Source organism: Iodidimonas sp. SYSU 1G8, assembly GCF_039655775.1.
In the GTDB taxonomy this organism is placed as follows: Bacteria; Pseudomonadota; Alphaproteobacteria; order SMXS01; family SMXS01; genus RI-34.
Genome location: NZ_JBBYXJ010000001.1, coordinates 2078045 through 2095574, shown reverse-complemented (window position 1 = coordinate 2095574; position 17530 = coordinate 2078045). Strand labels below are relative to the sequence as shown.

Sequence of the window (17530 nt, the reverse complement as noted above, 5' to 3'; positions counted from 1 at the left end):
GGTTCGTTGGAAGGGGCTGGACGTCCGGGATTGGGGAGGCCGGTCAGACCATCACGCCGAGCTTCTCCAGTTCGCGGCGCAGGTCGCTGCCGTCATAGGGCTTGGGCACCACGGCGATTCCCTTGTCGCCGTCCAGGCGGGCGCGGATTTCCTCCATGTCATAGCCGCTGGCGATCAGCACCGGCAGGTCGGGGCGGATCTCGCGCAGCTCCGCCGCCAGCCGGTCGCCCTTCATGTCGGGCAGGCCGATATCGATGATCGCGGCGTCGAAGCGTTCCCCGGCCGCCCTCATCTTCGACAGCGCCTCGCCGGCATTGCCGGCCTCTTCCACCCGGAAGCCGATGTCGCTGAGAATGTCCACGGCCACCATCCGGACCAGAACCTCGTCCTCGACGATCAGCACGCGGGCGGGTGATGTCGGCGCCCCAAGCACGCCGGCGATCCGCGCGGCGAGCAGCTCGTAGGTGAACGGCTTGGGCAGGAGCTGAATCCCCGGGTCCAGCCGCCCGCTATGGGCAACGGCGTTGGTGGCGAACCCGCTGGTGAACAAGATGCGCAGACGGGGCCGCAGGCGGCGGACCGCGTCCGCCAGCTCGCGCCCGTTCATGCCGCCGGGCAGTCCGATATCGGTGAACAGCAGGCGCACCTCGGGATGCTCGCGCAGCACGGCAAGCGCCGCCGCGCCGTTGACCGCTTCAAGAACCCGGTAGCCCAGGTCACGCAGCAGCTCGGTGGAGTAGACGCGCACGTCCTCGTCATCCTCGACCACCAGGATCGTCGTCTGACCATCCGCCGGGCCGCGCACCGTCGGGTTGTCGGCGCCAGTATCGTCGCGTGGCTCGACCATGCGCGGCAGGTAGATCTTGACCGTCGTGCCCAGCCCCGTCTCGCTGTAGATCTTCACATGTCCGCCGGACTGCTTCACGAAGCCATAGACCTGGCTGAGTCCGAGCCCGCTGCCATGGCCGATATCCTTGGTGGTGAAGAACGGCTCGAACACCTGGGCGACCGTTTCCCGGTCCATGCCCGTGCCGGTATCGGTAACGGCGATCAGGACATAGTGCCCGGGCGCGATGTCGGCCTGTTCGGCGGCGTCGCGGTCATCAAGCGAACAGTTGCGCGTCTGGATCACCAGCCTGCCGCCGTCCGGCATGGCGTCGCGCGCATTGACCGCCAGGTTCAGAAGGGCGTTCTCGAGCTGGTAGCCATCCGCGTGTGTGAGCCAGATCTCCTGGTCCAGTTCGGTGGACACGGCGATGTGATCGCCAAGCGTCCTGTTGAACAAATCCGACATGCCGAGCACGAGCTGGTTCGAATCGATCGGTTTGGGATCGAGCGGCTGACGGCGCGCGAAGGCGAGCAGTCGCTGGGTCAGCGCGGTCGCCCGCTCGGTGCCGCGCCGGGCATTCTCCAGCAGCCGCCTGACGCGCTCGGTCGCTGGCGGCGTGTTCAGGGTGACGACCGCCTTGGCCGCCATGTCCAGATTGCCGACGATGACGGTGAGCAGATTGTTGAAGTCATGGGCAACGCCACCGGTCAGCTGGCCGATCATTTCCATTTTCTGGGTCTGGCGCAGCTTCTCGGCGTTCTCCAGTTCCTCGGTGATGTCCCGGCCGACGGCATAGACCATGCCGCCTTCCGGACTGGCGGTCCAGCGTATCCACCGGTAGGCGCCATCTCGGGTGCGGACCCGATTGTCGAAGCCGGGACAGGGCGCGCCTTCTAGCAGGCCCTGCATGGCCGCGCCGGTTCCCGCCGCGTCGTCCTCGTGCACCATGTCCAGCATGTGACGGCCAAGCAGTTCGGACTCGGTCCAGCCGAGGACGCGGTGCCAGGCCGGGTTGACCAGGCCCATCGTTCCGTCCTGCAGGAACACCGTCATCAGATCCTGGCTCAGCGTCCACATGCGGTCGCGTTCGCGGGTGCTTTCCAGGACCTTGGCCTCGAGCGCCTGATTGCGCGCCATCATGGCATGCTCGGACCGCTTGCGATCGGTGATGTCCTGCATGATGCCGGTCAGCCGGATGCAGGCGCCACCCTCGAAGAACGCTTGGCCCCGCACCGCGACCCACACTTCTTCGCCGTTGTCGCGCACCACACGGTATTCGTCTGACAACTCGCCCGTGCCGGCGGGATCCAGTGCCGCGCGGACGCCCTCCAGGATGCGATCGGTATCTTCGGGGTGACAGCGTGCGTACACCGTCTCGAGCGTGAACGCCGCGTCGTCGGGCACGCCGAAGATCGCCTTGCAGCGGCGGTCCCAATGGAGCTTTTCGTCGACCGGCGAATAGTCCCAGGCGCCGAGGCGCGCGGCATCGATGGCGAGCCGCATGCCGACCATGCTCTGCCGCAGCGCCATCTCGGCGGCGCGGCGTTCGCGGCGTTCGGTCGCCTCGGCCACGGCGCGCTCGACGGCGGCGGGCAGCCGAGCCATGTTCCGTTTCAGCACATAGTCGGTCGCGCCGCGCTTGACCGCCTCGGCGGCGAATTCCTCACCAATCACGCCGGACAGGAAGATGAAGGGCGTGCCCGGCGCGGCCTCGCGGGCGACGTCGAGGGCTTGCAGGCCATCGAAGTCCGGCAGCGAATAATCGGCGACGATGATGTCGAAGCCGCCCTCGGCGAGCGCGTCGAGAAACTCGCGCTTGCCGCGCGCGACCGTCGTCGTCACGTCCAGCGACGATCTGGCGAGATGCAGGCACGACAGCTCCGCGTCGATGGCGCTGTCCTCCAGCATCAGCAGCCGTAAGGCGCTGCTTTTACCGGTCTGTGACAAAAGGATTATCTCCGCAGGCCGAGCGGCGGCGGCTCGTTGAGGATGGCCCAGAACATGCCGAGATCCTGGATCGCCTCGAAGAACTGATTGAATTCGACGGGTTTGACGACAAAGGAATTCACGCCCAGTTCGTAACTGCGCACCACGTCGCGCTCTTCCCGTGACGAGGTGAGCATCACGATCGGCACATGGCGCTGTTCCGGATCGGCCTTGAGCTTTTCCAGGACCTCCAATCCGTCGATCTTCGGCAGCTTCAGGTCAAGCAGGATGACGGCGGGATCGCCGGCGTCGCGGTTTTCCCACTGGCCTCTGGCATACATGTAGTTCAGCGCCTCCTCGCCGTCGCGCGCCACGACGATCTCATTGGCGAGCTGGCATCTGGCAAGCGCGGCCAGGGTAAGTTCGCGGTCGGACGGATTGTCCTCGACCAGAAGAATGGGCCTGAGTGTTCCCATGACGGCTCCTAGCGTCTCAGCGTTTCGGTATCGCAAAGGTAAACGTCGCGCCTTCGCCCAGCGTTCCCTCCGCGCGTATCCAGCCACCGTGCCGGTCGATGATTCTCTTGGTCAGGGCGAGACCGATCCCGGTGCCCTCGAACTCATCGACGCGGTGCAGCCTCTGGAACACGCCGAACAGCTTGCCCACATAGGCCATGTCGAAGCCGACGCCGTTGTCCGAGACCGAATACACGGTCTCCTTGTCGCCGCTTTCGCCCCGGATCCGGATGCGCGCGGTGGTTTCGTGGCGGCTGTATTTCAGGGCGTTGTCGATCAGATTGGCCAGCGCCTGGCGCAGCAGCGATGCGTCGCCATAGGCGGGCGGCAGCGGCTCCACCGCCCACTCGACCTGCCGCCCGGTCAGGTCGCCCTGCACGCTGCGGCGGATTTCCGCCACCAGTTTCTCCATGTCCACGCCGGAAGTGGCGAGCTGTGATCGGCCAAGGCGCGAGAAGTTCAGCAGGTCGTCCACCAGTTGCCCGGCCGACAGCGCCGCGCCGTGAATGCTGTCCAGATAGTGCCGCGACGTATCGTCGAGCGCGGGCTCGCGCTCGCTGAGCAGCTCGGAATAGCCGACGATGTGGCGGAACGGCGCGCGCAGATCGTGGGAGATGGAATAGGAGAATGCCTCCAGCTCCTTGTTGCTGCGCTCCAGCTCGTCCGCCAGTTCGGCCCGTTCCTCGGCGCGCCGCAGGACGAAATTGACGATGGCGTTGCGGAAATCGGCGGCGCTCTGCACCTCGTTGCGCGACCACGGCAATGACCGGCCGCAGACCTGTTCCTTCCATATTTCGAAAGACTGGCGTGGATGAAGGCGGTCCGTCCCGGGTTCCACCGATTTCCGGGGATCGCCGCTCCATGTCACTGTCCGAACCACCTCCGGCCGGAACCACAGGACGAAGCTGGCGCGGATTTGCGAGATGGGCACTGCGATGACGCCGCTTGCCCGGTCGGTGATCAGCTCGCCTTCGGGCCACAGCGAGGCCAGGCGGTCCGTCGCGAAAACCTGTTCCGTGCCGCGTTTCGCCAGCCAGCGCGCCAGGGCAAGGATATTGGCGGATGGCGGCGTCGATCCGGCGACCAGCACGGTCTCGCCCGATACGACGGCCGCGCCCTCCGCGCCGGTCAGTTGCAGCCAGGAGCGTGGATTGTTCACCAGACCCGTCTGATAGCTTTCCGCCTGGGACAGTCTCGCGACGAGCTCGGTCTCGACTTGCTTCAGATCGAGACGCGCCGAGGCCTCGATCATGCGTTCGCGGGTCGCGATTCGCTGCGCGACGATCCGCCCCAGGAAGTCGCACGCCGCGCGGACCTGCGGCGATACGAGGTGGACCGTGGCGTGGTGGCACGAGATCAGGCCCCACAGCTTGCCGTCGTCCAGCAGGGATATGGACATGGAGGCCTCGGTGCCCATGTTGCGCATGTATTCCCGGTGCACGGGCGACACGCTGCGCAGTGCCACCATGCTCATGTCGAGAGGGTCGCCGCCGGGCAATGCCGGCACCATGGGCACCGGCTCGTACGTCGCGGTCGGGATCAGTCTCAGGCGGTTTCGGCGGTACAGCTCGCGCGCCTGCGCCGGAATGTCCGAGGCGGGAAATCTCAGGTCCATGTACGAGGGCAGGGTGCCGTCGCCGTCCTCGGCGATGACCGTTCCGTTCCAGTCCTCGTCGAAACGATAGATCAGCACCCTGTTGAAGCCGGTCATCCGCCGGACTTCGGCGGCGGCCTCGCGATACAGCTGATCCAGTTCGGTAACGCTTTCTATGCCATCGAGAAACCGGCGGATCCGAGGCATGAGGCGATCGAACCGTTCCATTTCCGATTGGGCGACGGCCTCGAACTCGACGAGAAGGCATTGCGGCGTCAGATGGGCGGATACCTGAAACGAGGTCTCGCCGATGGTGATGGAGCGAAGGAACAGGGGCTCGTCATCGGCGAGCCATGTCCGCAGTTCCTCGTGCAGGGACGGCGTGCTCGGGGGCAGGTCCGCCAGCGACGATGGCGCCGCCGCCATGTGCAGGATATCGGTCGTATTGGCGCTGGCCTGCACTATGGCGAAGCTTTCCGCGTCGAGCGCCAGCAATGCCCCGTGGGGCTGAATACCGCCCGGGATGTGAATGGGCTCGCGCGCGCAGCTTTCCAGATCAAGCGGCTCGTTCATGTCCGTTCCTCGCCTCGGGTGAAAGCCAGTCGTGCAGAAGATCGAATGTCGCCGATGCCGACTGGACCATGGCGTCGATGCCCACATAGGCGGCGGCAAGAGTCAGGCGCCCCTGAAGCGCGCGCCACATGGCGCCGGTGACGTTGCCATACGGGCGGAAGTAACCCGGTGATACCATGCCGTTCGGCAGCCTCTCCAGCTGCCGGGCGATCACTTGTCCGCCCAGTGTCGATCCCTCCAGAACATAGATCGATCCCCAAGGCTCGGACGCCAGACGCCAGGCCTCGTGACACACCGGCAAGGCGTCGATGGCGTCGTCGGCGTGCCCTAAGGCACGCAGGTCGGCGCGCAGGAGCGGCAGCTTCATTCGCGGTGCGTGGAACGCGGGGTCCCTGAGCGCGGCGCCGATGGCCGGTTCCCACACGGCGTGAAAGCCGTGAAATCGCTCGATCACTGCGACGAGTTGCGCCGGATCGCCGAGCCGTCCGGGAAGGTCGAGCGCGCGTTCCATGCGGTCATGGGCGGCGCGCGTGCCCTCGCGCAGTGCGGTCATCACATCGGCGGTACGGATTTCGGACCGGGCGGGATCGTGGAAAGGCTGCATGTCGGCTCTGTCAGATCGGCGAAGCGGCGGAAAGGCACGTTGTAAGCGGCTCCGCCATCGGGTCAACGCGTATGGCGCCGACAAGTTGCGGGCTGGAGGCTTTTCCCCGGCAGCGGCGGCTACAATCAAACTGGTCGAATACCATCACGCCTGATGGCGCTGCGTGACTCGCCGCCGGCTTCGCGGTTATGCTCTTCGCCGTATTCTGGACCATGGATCATGTTTACCGAACGGGGAGACGACGGTGAATAAACAGGTGAAGGGCGGACTGAAGCCCGGTGACGCGCGCAGCGTTGGACCAAGCGTCCAGCAGATCATCGACCGGGACGGCGACAATCCGCCGGCGTGGTTTCGCGAAAACTCGTACGAGTTCCTCGGAGACGGTGACCTCACGGTCGACCGCTACATCAGCCAGGAATACCATGACCTGGAAATGGAGCGGATGTGGTCGCGGGTCTGGCAGATGGCCTGCCGCGAGGAAGAAATTCCGGAGGTCGGCGACAACGTGGTCTACGACATCGGCGACTGGTCATTCATCATCGTCCGCGACGGCGCCGACAGCATCAAGGCCTTCAAGAACGCCTGCCTGCATCGCGGCACCCAGTTGCGCGCCGAGGATGGCAGCGTCAACCAGTTCCGCTGCCCGTTCCACGGCTGGACCTGGAACCTGGACGGCAGTCTGAAGGAAATTCCCTGCAAGTGGGATTTCCCCCATGTGGACGAAGAGAAGTTCAGCCTGCCGCAGGTGAAGGTGGGCCGCTGGGGCGGCTTCGTCTTCATCAACATGGACAAGGACGCCATGCCGTTCGAGGAATGGCTGGGCGTGCTGCCGCGGCATTTCTCGACCTTCCCGCTGGAGCGGCGCTACATGACGGCTAATGTGCGCCGGATCATGCCGTGCAACTGGAAGGTCGCGCAGGAAGCCTTCATCGAATCCTATCATGTGGTCGAGGCGCATGCCCAGGCCATGCCGGTGACCGGCGACGCCAACACCCAGTACGATCTGTTCGGCGACCGGATCAGCCGGCTTTACACCCAACCGGGAGTTACCAGCCCGCATATGGCGCCGCTGTCCGAACAGGACATCGCCAACATCATGATGCAGTCGCCGCGCCTGAAGAAACCGGGCGAGACCGATGCGCTGGCGCCGGGCGAGACGGCGCGGAGCCGCTATGTGGGGGCGTTGCGGCGGGATCTGGAGGAGCGTTTCGGCGCCGATCTGTCCAGCCTGACGACCACGGAAATCCTCGACAATATCGAGTACTTCCTGTTTCCCAACTTCTTCCCCTGGTTCAACTTCAGCCTGCCGCTGGTCTACCGGTTCCGGCCCAACGGCAACGATCCCGACAGCTCGATCATGGACGTGATGCTGCTGCATCCGGTGCCGGACGAGGGGCCGCGTCCCGATCCGGCGCCGCTCAAGATCCTGCGGCCGGACCAGTCCTTCACCGAAGCGCCTGAACTGGACCAGATTTCCGCCATCTTCGAGCAGGATGTCTCGAACATGCCGCGCGTCCAGAAGGGCATGAAGATGCTGGAGAAGGGCGTCACCCTGGGCAATTACCAGGAATCGCGGCTGCGGCACATGCACCGCCTGCTCGACCGCTACGTGGCCACGCCGCCCGGCGAACCGCTGCGGCCTTAACCCCCTGAGGGATTGAGGATCAGGCTTCCTCGGCAAGGCCCCGCTCATCGGCGGGGCCTTTTTGCATGCGGAGCTAGCCGGCGAGTCGGGCGCGCGACACAAACACAACTTTAGGATGCATTTTTGTTGCCGGAGACGCTGTCCGCGCCGCGGCGCTGGAAAATGGCGGCGTTGCTTCTTTCGCGTGGCGTCAGGATATCGCGGCCACAGTTTAGCCATAAAATCCTGACAGGAATCGCCTCAGGGAAATCTGAACGAAGCGAGTAAACACGTGAATCGCACGCTGGTTGGCGGCGTATTTTCGCGCGGGTTATTTGTGACTTGTTCGTGAATGATTTGCTTGCGTCGCAATATTGATGTCGGCGGAGGGGTGTAGAGCATTACGGGGCCAAATTGATTGTGTAAAAACCGCGCGGTGGGGGCCTCGCGTCGGCGTGACATCCGTAAGAGGGGGATACTCGCGTGACCTGTCACCTGTGCAAACAGCACTGCCTCATGGCCTTGGAGGGCGTACTCCATGGCTAGGGCGCCTATTTTCATGCGGGTCGGTGATCTGTCCGCCGTTCGTCTCCAACCACAGACAATACAACCTAAGATAGAAGAAGCGCCCGCCCGGGTCACCACCGTCGGCGCCCAGGCGCGGGCCGCCGCGATGGTCCAGCCCATGGCGCGGGCCAATCCCCGCCTCGCCGCCGAGATGATCCGGGTTCGCCCGCACATCCTCGACAAGCTGCGCGGCCGGGGATCGGCGCGGGACCAGCTTACGGTGCCGGTCTCGCCGGTGGCGGAGCCCACCGATGCGGTCCTGTTCGAGGCGCCGGCTGATCCGGCGCAGAAATCCTATTTGCCGCGCTACCGGCTGCGCGAGCATGGCGGGCGATACGAGATTGGCGTCACCGCCGTGCCGCAGGGCGGCTGGCGGCTGAGCGTGGGACTCGAGCGTTTCCCGGCCCCCGAATTGGGTGCGTCCGCTCAGGGCGCGGCCGAGCTGCCGCACGAGGTCGCGGTGTTCTTCCGCTATGGCGCCGGCCCATCGAACGCGATCGAGAAGCGCGTCGATTTCACCGAGGTCGCCAACGATCCCAAGGGTATCACCGTCTCGGTCACTCTCGACCTGGCCGCGCGCGACAATCTGATGTTCGCGCTCCAGACGCCGGCCGCGCGTCCCGCGCTGCTCGTGCGGCGTGCGATCAGCGTGGCGGTCAATCTTCCGGAAGACGCCAAGTCGGACCAGCCGCCGGTGCTGATCCATAAGATCAGGCCCGAGTTGCTGATGGTGAACGAGCCGGTGACCATGAGGGTCGCGCGTCCCCGGATCGATACGCTGGCGGTCACGCCGCCGCCGATTGACCGTCCGCCCGTCGCGAAGCCGCAGATGATGCACATGATGGCCAGACCGCTGGCCATGGAGGCGATGATCAATCCGGGTTTCATCCAGACGGTGGAGCCGGTCCAGACCCAGCCGGAGGCGCGCTATCAGACGATCCAGAGGGCGCTAGACGACGTGGCCGACCCGGAACCCTTCGTTCTCGACCCGCGCCTGCACCCCTATCTCTACGACGGCGCCGCCGTAGGCGGCGGCGCGCGTGTCGCGGAGTTCCGCCGCATCGTGCTGCCCCATCCGCAAGGCGCGCCCGATGCACGGTTCCACGCCTACCTCCAGGACAAGAGCGAGCCGTGGGTGTTTTACTACCTGCCCGACCGCTTCAAGCTCTCGCGCCGGGACGTGGCGCCGTTCCTGCCGCAGATGGTGGTGCGCATCGCGGCGCCCGACGGGGCCATCGACAATGCCGCGGTCACCATCGACTACGTGGTCGAACCCTGGATCGATGCGGCGCGGCTGAACGCAGCGCGGGCCGCGCTGAAGCGGGAGATCCCGGCGGCGACCTCGGCGCAGCCCGAGCCCGAATTGCGGCCGCTGCAGGCGAAGGCGTCGCTGAAGCTCTGGGTGCCCGGCGTGGCCGGCGCGGCGCTGTCCGATCAGAAGGATGTGGCCATCGACCTGGCCAACGGCTTCGTCCACAGTCTGACCCTGCCCCTCGAAGGCTTCCGGCAGCTCTACGCGGCGGCCTACAGCCAGGATGCGACCAGCCTGTTCTCCGGCCAGGTGCTGGTGGAAACCGGCCTGGCCACGCCCGAGCCGATCCCGGTGGAAATCCGCTTCGCCGACACTCAGGGCGAAATCCTGGCCTTTGGCGAGCAGCCATCGGACACGGATGGCACCATCGCTGTCAGCATGCGGAACGGCATTGAAAGTCCCGTGCGGCTCACGGGCCTGCCGGTGCGCGTCCGCAAGGGTGACCGGGAAGTGGACGCCGAGATCGAGGGCGTCGCCTTCGAGCCGCCCCTCGAGCTCGCGCCCGGCGCCGAAGTGACCTTTACCGTCAGGCCAAAGGCGGCACTGCCGGGCGACGGCGTGCTCGATGCCCTGTTCGATACCTCCTGGGTGAAGATCCTGCCGGATCCGGAAAAGATACTGCCGCTGATCAGCGACATGTCCGTACCGGCCCAGTACGAACGGCAGATCGAGGTGATGACCATGCCCGAGCTTCTGGGCGATGCCGCCGATCCGGGCTCCATCATCCTCATCAACGTGGAGTTCAAGGGCGGCGGCAATCTGAAGCTGAGTCGCGAGCAGCCCTCGGGCGTGGCGCAGGTGCAGCTGCCGCTGATGGACCTCCTGCTCGGGCGCGACACCCAGGGCAAGTATGGGTTCCGTCAACAAATCATCCGTCGGAACGGGTCGCAGGTCATCGACCCCAGCTGGCGCGAGGCGGATTTCAGCCTCCTCGTGCTGCCGATCGTGTGAGGGCGTCATGTCGTTGAAGGGATCCCCAGACTGGTCCCAGCCCGTCAAGGCCGGCGGCGGCGAGATGTACTTCGCCCATGAGGAGCCCCGGCGGATTTACGCGCCGCCGCTCGATCTGCGGGTCGCGGTCGAGCCCGGCGGCGCGCCGGCGCTGGCGCTGGAGCTGATCCGACTGACCGGCGGCGCCGACGGGCCGCATGTGTTCGGCCTGCTGACCATTCGCTTCGCGAGCCATTTCGCGATCGCGGAACGGCAGGAAAGCGTGTTTCTCGAACACCCCGACGCCCGGGTCGAGCCGCTGATCCCCCGTGGCGGGTTTCTGAGGTTTCAGGCCGCGGCCGCGCTGGACGTCCCTGAGGAGTTACTGACGCCGAAGCCGCTGGTCTGGGCGGGCGCGGGCGCGCTGACCTTCGCCGCCCAGCTGGGCGAGGCGGCGACGGCGCTGCTGAACGACGCGCTGACCAACGGCATGGTGACGGTGACGGCGCTGGCCGAGGTGGATGCGCTCGGTCTCTCCAGCCGCGCCAATGCACGGGTTCGATTCAATCCTGCGGCGCTGGCGCCGATGATCTCTGCCGCCGCCGTGAACGGCGGATCGACGGTCGAGGCCATCACGGCGGTGCTCATGGGACTTGGCGACACGCCCGCCTTCGGCTTCATCGGGCTCGCTTCGAATGCCGACAAGTTGGCCGCCGCGCAGGCCTGCGCCGAACGGGTGATCGCCCATTATGGCTGCCTGGCGCCCGCCGCCGACCCGGCCTCGGGTCCGGTCTTTGTGATCGACACCGCCGCCATGCTGGATGGCGACGTCACCTGGGACCTGTCGGACGAGACGTTGACGCCGCGCGGCTTCGTGCTGGCGTCCAACCCGCTTGAGACCGCCCGGCAGGCGGCCGCCAACGATTTCCGGCTGACGCGCGACGCGCCGGTGGTGCCTTTCGCCACCGGATTGCATGTGCTCAGCATCTATCCCAATCTTCCGGCGCGCCGCGTCGGCGTGCTGATGCTGAGCACCGAGGTCCGCGTGCGGCCCTTCCTGCCGGATCGGCCGCAGACAGTGAGCGCATCGGCGCTGTTCCGGGACGGAGACACCACCCGGACACTGCCGCTGCGATTATCGCCGGCCGAGCCGGTGGCGTTCGATTATCAGACCGTCGCCTTCGTCACCGGCGCTGGCGGTGCGCAGCGGCTGACCGGTCCTGTCCTGCGCCACGAAGGGCTGCACCTCACCATCGCGCCGGCCAGCTTTCCGGTTCGCTTTCTGCGTATCGAGTCAACCCCCGCGCTTCTTGCGCTCGCCACTCTGCATATAAGCTGCAAGGGCAAACGGGGCGATGCGGCCTGGTCGGCCGAGGCAGGGCTGGACGCGGCGACACCGTCCCTGGCCATCGCCGTGCCGCTCGATGTCGCCGAGGGCACCCTGTCGGTCATGGCCACGAGCCATGACCATGGGCGGACCTTGCGGCTCGATACGCGGCCGCTCGATGATTGCTGGCTGGATCTCTCCAGCTTCCCGACAGCCGGGCCTGCCATGGCCGAAATCACCTGCGCCTTCGACGATAGCGCCGGGCTCGCGGCCATCGAGTGCGCGCCGGAGGACCGGCTGGACGAGACCGCCGCCATCGGCCTTGTCAGGCTGACGCCCGCTATGCCGAAACGAGAATGGCGCTGGCTCGTGACCAATCCGCTGCGCGACGGCTTTTGCTGGCGCTGGTTCCGCAATCCGGGCGAGCCGCCCGCGCCGTGGTCGGGACGGGTCGATCCCGCCATCGGCCCGCTCACTCTGACAAGCAGCGCCAGGACCAGCGTGTCCGGCGAAGTGGAGGGCGTCCGATGACCGTCTTGGAACTGAGCAATGGCCTGGTCTATCCCGCCGGGGAGACGGAGCCGGATATTTTCTATTTTGCGCCCAAGGCACCGGGGATCGCCTCCGATGGCGAAGGACGCCGCCAGTTCAACCTGCTCGCGGCAGGGACCGTGTCGTTCCTTCAGATCACAGGCTCATGGGGATTGAGCGCCGCCTCGGTCGCGGCGCTGAAAGAGGAACTGGCCGGCAGGCTCGGCTGCCGTCCGGAGGCGCTGACGCTGTTGCCCGTGCCGGAGACGGTGGAGGGCGCGGCGCTGGTCATGAGCGACGGCGCGGATGGCGATAAGGTGCTGCAACAGACCAAGTCGTCGGGCGTGCCGCCCTATCACGCGGCTTTCAACATCATGCTCGACGCGGCGCAGGTGAAGACCGTGCAGGAGGCGCTCGACGGCAAGCGACTCGTGCTCGCCCTGCGTTACGACCTCACGCGCCGGGTGCCTGTCACCCGCGTCACGGCCGAGCACGCGGCGACCAGCGAGGCGCGCGAGGACAGTGGACCGGACGGGTTCTGCAGCACGGAATCAGGGCAGGCCGAGACCACGGCCACCCGCGAAACCACGCAAGAGATCGAGAAACTCAGCGTCCGGCTGGACGCGGCGGATTGGGCCGCCGCCCGCTGAGGGCGACGGCACGGCATACATCGGAAGTCAAAGCAGGAGGGCACCATGCTTCAGATCGACAAGATTCAGCAGATTCAGGACGTGACCGTCTATGGGGACGACAAGAGTGATTTCACCTTCTACCTCGTGCCGCAGACGCCGCGGTTCCGCCTGGAAGATGGCAAGCCGGTCTTCAAGTTCATCAAGTATCGCGAGCTGCGCAAGGAAGGGAACGACCTGTTCGGTGGCGTATGCGCCTTCGACACTGAATTTGTCGTCGCGCCGGACAAGCTGGCGGCGGTGAAGGGCGAACTTCAGAACCAGGTGAATGCGAAGTACCAGCAGCGCGGCCAGCAGCCGCCCCAGGTCGTCGTCGGGCCGCTGACCTATACGGGCGGCACCGCCAACCTGAACATCGGGGAGGGCGGCACGCTGGTCGAGAAGGTGCGGGGCGCGGGCAAGCCGTCGCTCTATGGCAACAACGTCGCCACCTTCTGGGTCGAGCTGACCAAGGAAGGCGCCACCGTCTTCGAGCAGGCGTTGCAGGGCCAGGGCGGTTTCGTCTCGGTGGTCTACGATCTGCAGATCTGGGCCAAGCTGCCGCCGGTGACGGCACGCGGCTGGTGGCATGCCAGCTCGTTCTATTCCTTCGTCCAGACCATAAATACCGAGGACAATTTCTGGAGCGAGGACAGCTACGAGGAGAGCATCCGCGAGACCATGCGCAAGAACGAGGTCATGGGCACCGAGTTCAACTTCGTCGGCAATCCGGCCATGTCGGCGGAAGACCAGCGCAAGATGGAGAACGATATCCGCGCCGCCGTCACCCGGCAGCTGGAAGACGCGGTCGAGCGCAACATGCTCAAGGAGATCGAGGCGACCGACCCGGACACCAAGAGCCTGCGCGAGGATCAGGACATCGAGGACATCAAGCGCACCGTGTCCAAGACCCAGATTTCCGACGTGAACATCAACTTCAAGGAAAGCCAGGTCATCGAGTGGAACATCGTGCCGCAGGGTCTGCTGCCGAACATCACCACCATGAAAGGGCCGGACGGCAAGACTTTCAACTGGGCGGACTACGCTCTCGAGGTGGACCTGAACGATCCCTTCTTCCAGACGCTTGAAGTGGCCGTGCGCGTCAACGCGGATTTCACCAATCTTCCCATCTTCAACGTCGAGGCCAAGCTTTCCTATCCTTTCGGCGCCAATCCCAAGGTGGAGGAATACAATTTCTCCAAGCCCGACGATGTCGCCAAGTTCCGTACCTTCGTCGAGGACAAGAACCGCAAGTACAAGTTCGTCTATCAGGTGAACTACAAGGGCGACAACCGGGTGTTCACGTCGCCCGAGATCGAGACCGACGATACCCAGCTGACCATCAATGTGGACGATCTGGGTATTCTGGTGGTCGATATCGCCCCCGGCGACATCAACTTCACCCAGGTGAAACAGGCGCAGATCAAGGTGCGCTACGAGGATGCCGGAATCACCCCGGTCGAACGGCAGTTCACCATGACCGAGCAGAACAACGAATTCCAGATTCGCGAAGTGATCTTCAAGCCGCGCACCAAGCCCATCAAATACGACGTGAAGTACTTCATGATCGATGGCCGCGAGTTCGAAGTGAAGGGCAAGGAACAGGACGCGGCGCAGATCTACATCAACGATCCGTTCTCGGCCATGAAGACGGTCGGCCTGCGGGCGGTTGGCGACCTGAACACCAAAATCCAGTCGATCATGGTCGACCTCGTCTACAAGGACGCGGGGAACAACAACTACACCCAGACCAAGTCCATGGCGCTGTCCAAGGCGACGCCGTTCTTCGACTGGGTCTTCCCGGTGATCGACGAGAACGCGGGCGAGCTGAAATATTCCGGTACGGTGCAGTATGCCGACGGCACGACACGGGACATTCCCGAAACCGTGGCGGCGCGTTCGACCATCCAGCTCGGTGACGTGGTCGCGGACCGGCTCGAGGTCATGGTGGTGCCGGACCTGATCGACTTCGCGGCGGTCAAGCTGGTCAATGTCAGCCTGCGCTACACCGACGATCCCAACCAGATCGACGAGCGCAAGGATTTCATCTTCAAGTCGGGCGAGCAGGCCAAGAACTGGACGGTGGACCTGAAGAACAAGGCGGCCCGCGACTACAAGTGGAGCGCGCGCTTCTTCATGGCGGACGGCTCGCGCAAGGAAGTCGCCGAGCAGCCGGGACAGGGCGAAACCGTGATCCTCGAGGTGCCGGCCTGACGGGCCGGCGGAAGGGAGGCCGACCATGCTCCTGTTAGACAGCAAGCAGCGGGAAATCGAGGGGATTACCGTCTTCCCGGATCACGCGGACCCGTTGCAGTACTACTACCTGCCGCTGGCGCCGCACCTGACCACCATCCGGGACCAGGCGGCGGGCAACGCCGAGGTGCCGCAGTTCTCGCTGATCCGCTTTCGCGGCGAGGCGGGAGCCGGCGGCTTCCTGAACTTCGACGTCAATATCGGCGCCAGCGACGACAAGTTGGAGACCATCAAGCGGCAGATCCAGAACGAGGAGCGGCTTCGCGAGATGCCGCGCCTCGCGCCGGTCACCACGGTCAGCGGCACGGTCAAGCTGCTGATGCTGGGCCGTCAGTCCGGCGATGATCCTGCTGTCGCTGACGCGGCGGCGGATGGCGGGCCGAAATTCGTCCTGAAGATGGACCATCACGCCAGCCCGTCGCTCTACGGCAACAACCAGGCGGCGTTCTCCATCCGTCTCGATCAGGCCGGGGTGACGGTGATCGAAAAGTCCCTCGCCGGCGAGATCATGCCGATCGCCGTGGTGTATTCGCTCAACTATCTCGGCCTGCGCCCGGCCTATTCCGTCCGTCTCAACATCGACTGGGACCGGGTGCAAAAGCACATGGACGAGAAGTTCGCCGGCGGTTTCCTGTTCTCGTCCTTCGAGATCGCGAACACGGTCGACGAACTGGAGGAAGAGCGCGCCATCGTGCTGGAGGCCGACACCTTCATCACCGAGGACGAGGAGAACCAGGGCATCCTCGACCGGCGCGACGCCGCGCTGGCCCAGGTCCGCTCCATGATCACCGAGGCGTTCTTCACGCCCAGCCTGCCGCCCTACGAGCCCGGCAAGGAAGAGGAGTGGAAGGAGGCGCTGCGCGTCGCCTCGGGCGTCATCGGCGCCATCGGCGCCGGGCCGGCGGGCGCGGCGACATCCTCGACCTTCTTCTCCTACGCCAACAACAACTACAAGCGCGTCGACAAGAAGATGCTCAACGTCAATTTCTCGGAACGGGTGGCGATCCAGCGCTCGATTCATCCGCAGGGCCATCTGGCCGGCATGTTCCGCCTGCTGCGCGACACGCCGCTGCCGCGCGAGCGCTTCATCACCGATGTGGACCTGGACGATCCGTGGTTCCAGAAGCGCCGGCTCAATGTGGTGAGCCGCGCCGATTTCGACACCGACGCCATCGGCTCGATCAACGTCCAGGCACGCTATGGCGACAACCCGAAGAACGTGCTGCTCGGCAAGGCGTCCCAGACCGGGACGTTCGAGTGGATGAGCGTGCTCGACAACGGCGCCATGCGGCGTCCGGTCGAGGTCCAGTACGAGGTCAATTTCACCGGCGTCGATACCACCGAACGGCCGCGCAAGGTCGTCTCGGAAAGGTTCACCACCGAGGTCGAGAACCTGGAGATCGACCCGCGCGAACTCTACGCCATTTCCACCGTGCCCATCGTCGCGGTGAATTTCCCATGGGCGGCCTATCCCATGGTCGAGGCTCACGTCCGGTATCAGGACGAGGGCAGCGGGCTGGACCAGAGCGAGGTGTTCCAGCTGACGGAAAAGGCGCAGGACGCGCAGTGGCGCATCTTCATCCTCGATCCGCGCAAACGGGAGTTCTCGTACCGGCTCGTCTACCGCGCCGCCGACAACCGCGATCTGGACGCCGGCTGGAAGACCACGGACGAGGAGCAGATTTCGGTCCGCGATCCCTATCCGCGCAAGCGCGTGCTGGATGTGGTCGCCAATGTGGACTGGAACCAGGTCGACCAGGTGTTCGTCGACCTGCGCTACGAAGACGAGGCGAACGACATCTTCGAGGAAGCCTCGTTCAATTTCGCCAAGGGCAGCACGCCGCAGAAGTTCACGGTCGACATGCAGGACCCGGAACTGAAGCAGGTGTTCTTCAAGGTCACCTTCCTGTTCGTCGATGGCCGCATGGTCGAGGTGCCCGAATCCATGACCCTGGAGCGCCGCATCGTCGTCCGCCCGGACATGAAGGGACGCCGCGTCGTCGAGGTCCGGCCGCCGGCCGACTTCGCCGCCAAGCACCTGAAGCGGGCGACCGCCGAGGTGCGATACGAGGATTTCGCGGCGGGACTGTCGTTCAACGACAGCTTCGTGTTCGAGGACGCCAGCGCGCGCGGCTATTTCGAGTTCGACTACGTGGACGAGGCGCGCGACCGCTACGAAACCCGCACCACGTATCTCTATGACAACGGGCTGGAGCAAGGCACCGACTGGCAAGCGTCGGAAGCCGCGATCCTGCAGATCAAGGCGCCCTGACCGGA

10 protein-coding genes are annotated in these 17530 nt (G+C 65.2%); 6 read left to right on the top strand and 4 right to left on the bottom strand.

All coding sequences use genetic code 11. From position 1 onward, the window contains the following. Nucleotides 1-43 precede the first annotated feature (43 nt). The 4 genes from WJU17_RS09860 to WJU17_RS09845 are packed head-to-tail and all read right to left on the bottom strand — an operon-like array spanning nt 44 to nt 6041. A complete protein-coding gene (locus WJU17_RS09860; RefSeq protein ID WP_346327153.1) occupies nt 44-2776 on the bottom strand; it encodes a response regulator in 2733 nt (910 codons plus the stop codon). Nucleotides 2777-2781: 5 nt separating this feature from the next. Continuing rightward, nucleotides 2782-3231, bottom strand: coding sequence for a response regulator (locus tag WJU17_RS09855; protein ID WP_346327152.1), 450 nt, complete (start codon nt 3229-3231; stop codon nt 2782-2784). Between the two features lie 16 nt (nt 3232-3247). Then, entirely contained in the window at nt 3248-5437 is a 2190-nt protein-coding gene (locus WJU17_RS09850; protein ID WP_346327151.1) for an ATP-binding protein, read from the bottom strand. Continuing rightward, nucleotides 5421-6041 (bottom strand): biliverdin-producing heme oxygenase, encoded by a 621-nt coding sequence (locus WJU17_RS09845; RefSeq protein WP_346327150.1) that lies wholly within the window; start codon nt 6039-6041, stop codon nt 5421-5423. The genes WJU17_RS09850 and WJU17_RS09845 overlap by 17 nt, the downstream gene beginning before the upstream one ends. A gap of 244 nt (nt 6042-6285) precedes the next feature. Between WJU17_RS09845 and WJU17_RS09840 the strand changes: the two genes are divergently transcribed. The 6 genes from WJU17_RS09840 to WJU17_RS09815 all read left to right on the top strand — a co-directional run bounded on the left by WJU17_RS09840 (nt 6286) and on the right by WJU17_RS09815 (nt 17525). Continuing rightward, nucleotides 6286-7686 carry an aromatic ring-hydroxylating dioxygenase subunit alpha gene (locus WJU17_RS09840; RefSeq protein ID WP_346327149.1) on the top strand — a complete coding sequence of 467 codons (1401 nt, stop codon included), beginning with the start codon at nt 6286-6288 and terminating at the stop codon, nt 7684-7686. Nucleotides 7687-8338: 652 nt separating this feature from the next. Further along, nucleotides 8339-10495, top strand: a complete 2157-nt coding sequence (locus tag WJU17_RS09835; RefSeq protein ID WP_346327148.1) for a hypothetical protein — start codon at nt 8339-8341, stop codon at nt 10493-10495. A gap of 7 nt (nt 10496-10502) precedes the next feature. Next, nucleotides 10503-12332 carry a hypothetical protein gene (locus tag WJU17_RS09830; RefSeq protein WP_346327147.1) on the top strand — a complete coding sequence of 610 codons (1830 nt, stop codon included), beginning with the start codon at nt 10503-10505 and terminating at the stop codon, nt 12330-12332. Next, entirely contained in the window at nt 12329-12982 is a 654-nt protein-coding gene (locus tag WJU17_RS09825; protein ID WP_346327146.1) for a hypothetical protein, read from the top strand. The genes WJU17_RS09830 and WJU17_RS09825 overlap by 4 nt, the downstream gene beginning before the upstream one ends. Before the next feature lie 45 nt (nt 12983-13027). Beyond that, nucleotides 13028-15214 carry a hypothetical protein gene (locus WJU17_RS09820; RefSeq protein WP_346327145.1) on the top strand — a complete coding sequence of 729 codons (2187 nt, stop codon included), beginning with the start codon at nt 13028-13030 and terminating at the stop codon, nt 15212-15214. Between the two features lie 25 nt (nt 15215-15239). Beyond that, nucleotides 15240-17525: a hypothetical protein gene (locus WJU17_RS09815; RefSeq protein WP_346327144.1), complete on the top strand. Its 2286-nt coding sequence runs from the start codon at nt 15240-15242 to the stop codon at nt 17523-17525. Nucleotides 17526-17530 lie beyond the last annotated feature (5 nt).

Coding starts and splice junctions, on each gene's coding strand:
- WJU17_RS09855 (WP_346327152.1), bottom strand. CDS start 3,231: ATGGGAACACTCAGGCCCATTCTTCTGGTCGAGGACAATCCGTCCGAC.
- WJU17_RS09820 (WP_346327145.1), top strand. CDS start 13,028: ATGCTTCAGATCGACAAGATTCAGCAGATTCAGGACGTGACCGTCTAT.
- WJU17_RS09850 (WP_346327151.1), bottom strand. CDS start 5,437: ATGAACGAGCCGCTTGATCTGGAAAGCTGCGCGCGCGAGCCCATTCAC.
- WJU17_RS09825 (WP_346327146.1), top strand. CDS start 12,329: ATGACCGTCTTGGAACTGAGCAATGGCCTGGTCTATCCCGCCGGGGAG.
- WJU17_RS09845 (WP_346327150.1), bottom strand. CDS start 6,041: ATGCAGCCTTTCCACGATCCCGCCCGGTCCGAAATCCGTACCGCCGAT.
- WJU17_RS09830 (WP_346327147.1), top strand. CDS start 10,503: ATGTCGTTGAAGGGATCCCCAGACTGGTCCCAGCCCGTCAAGGCCGGC.
- WJU17_RS09815 (WP_346327144.1), top strand. CDS start 15,240: ATGCTCCTGTTAGACAGCAAGCAGCGGGAAATCGAGGGGATTACCGTC.
- WJU17_RS09835 (WP_346327148.1), top strand. CDS start 8,339: ATGGTCCAGCCCATGGCGCGGGCCAATCCCCGCCTCGCCGCCGAGATG.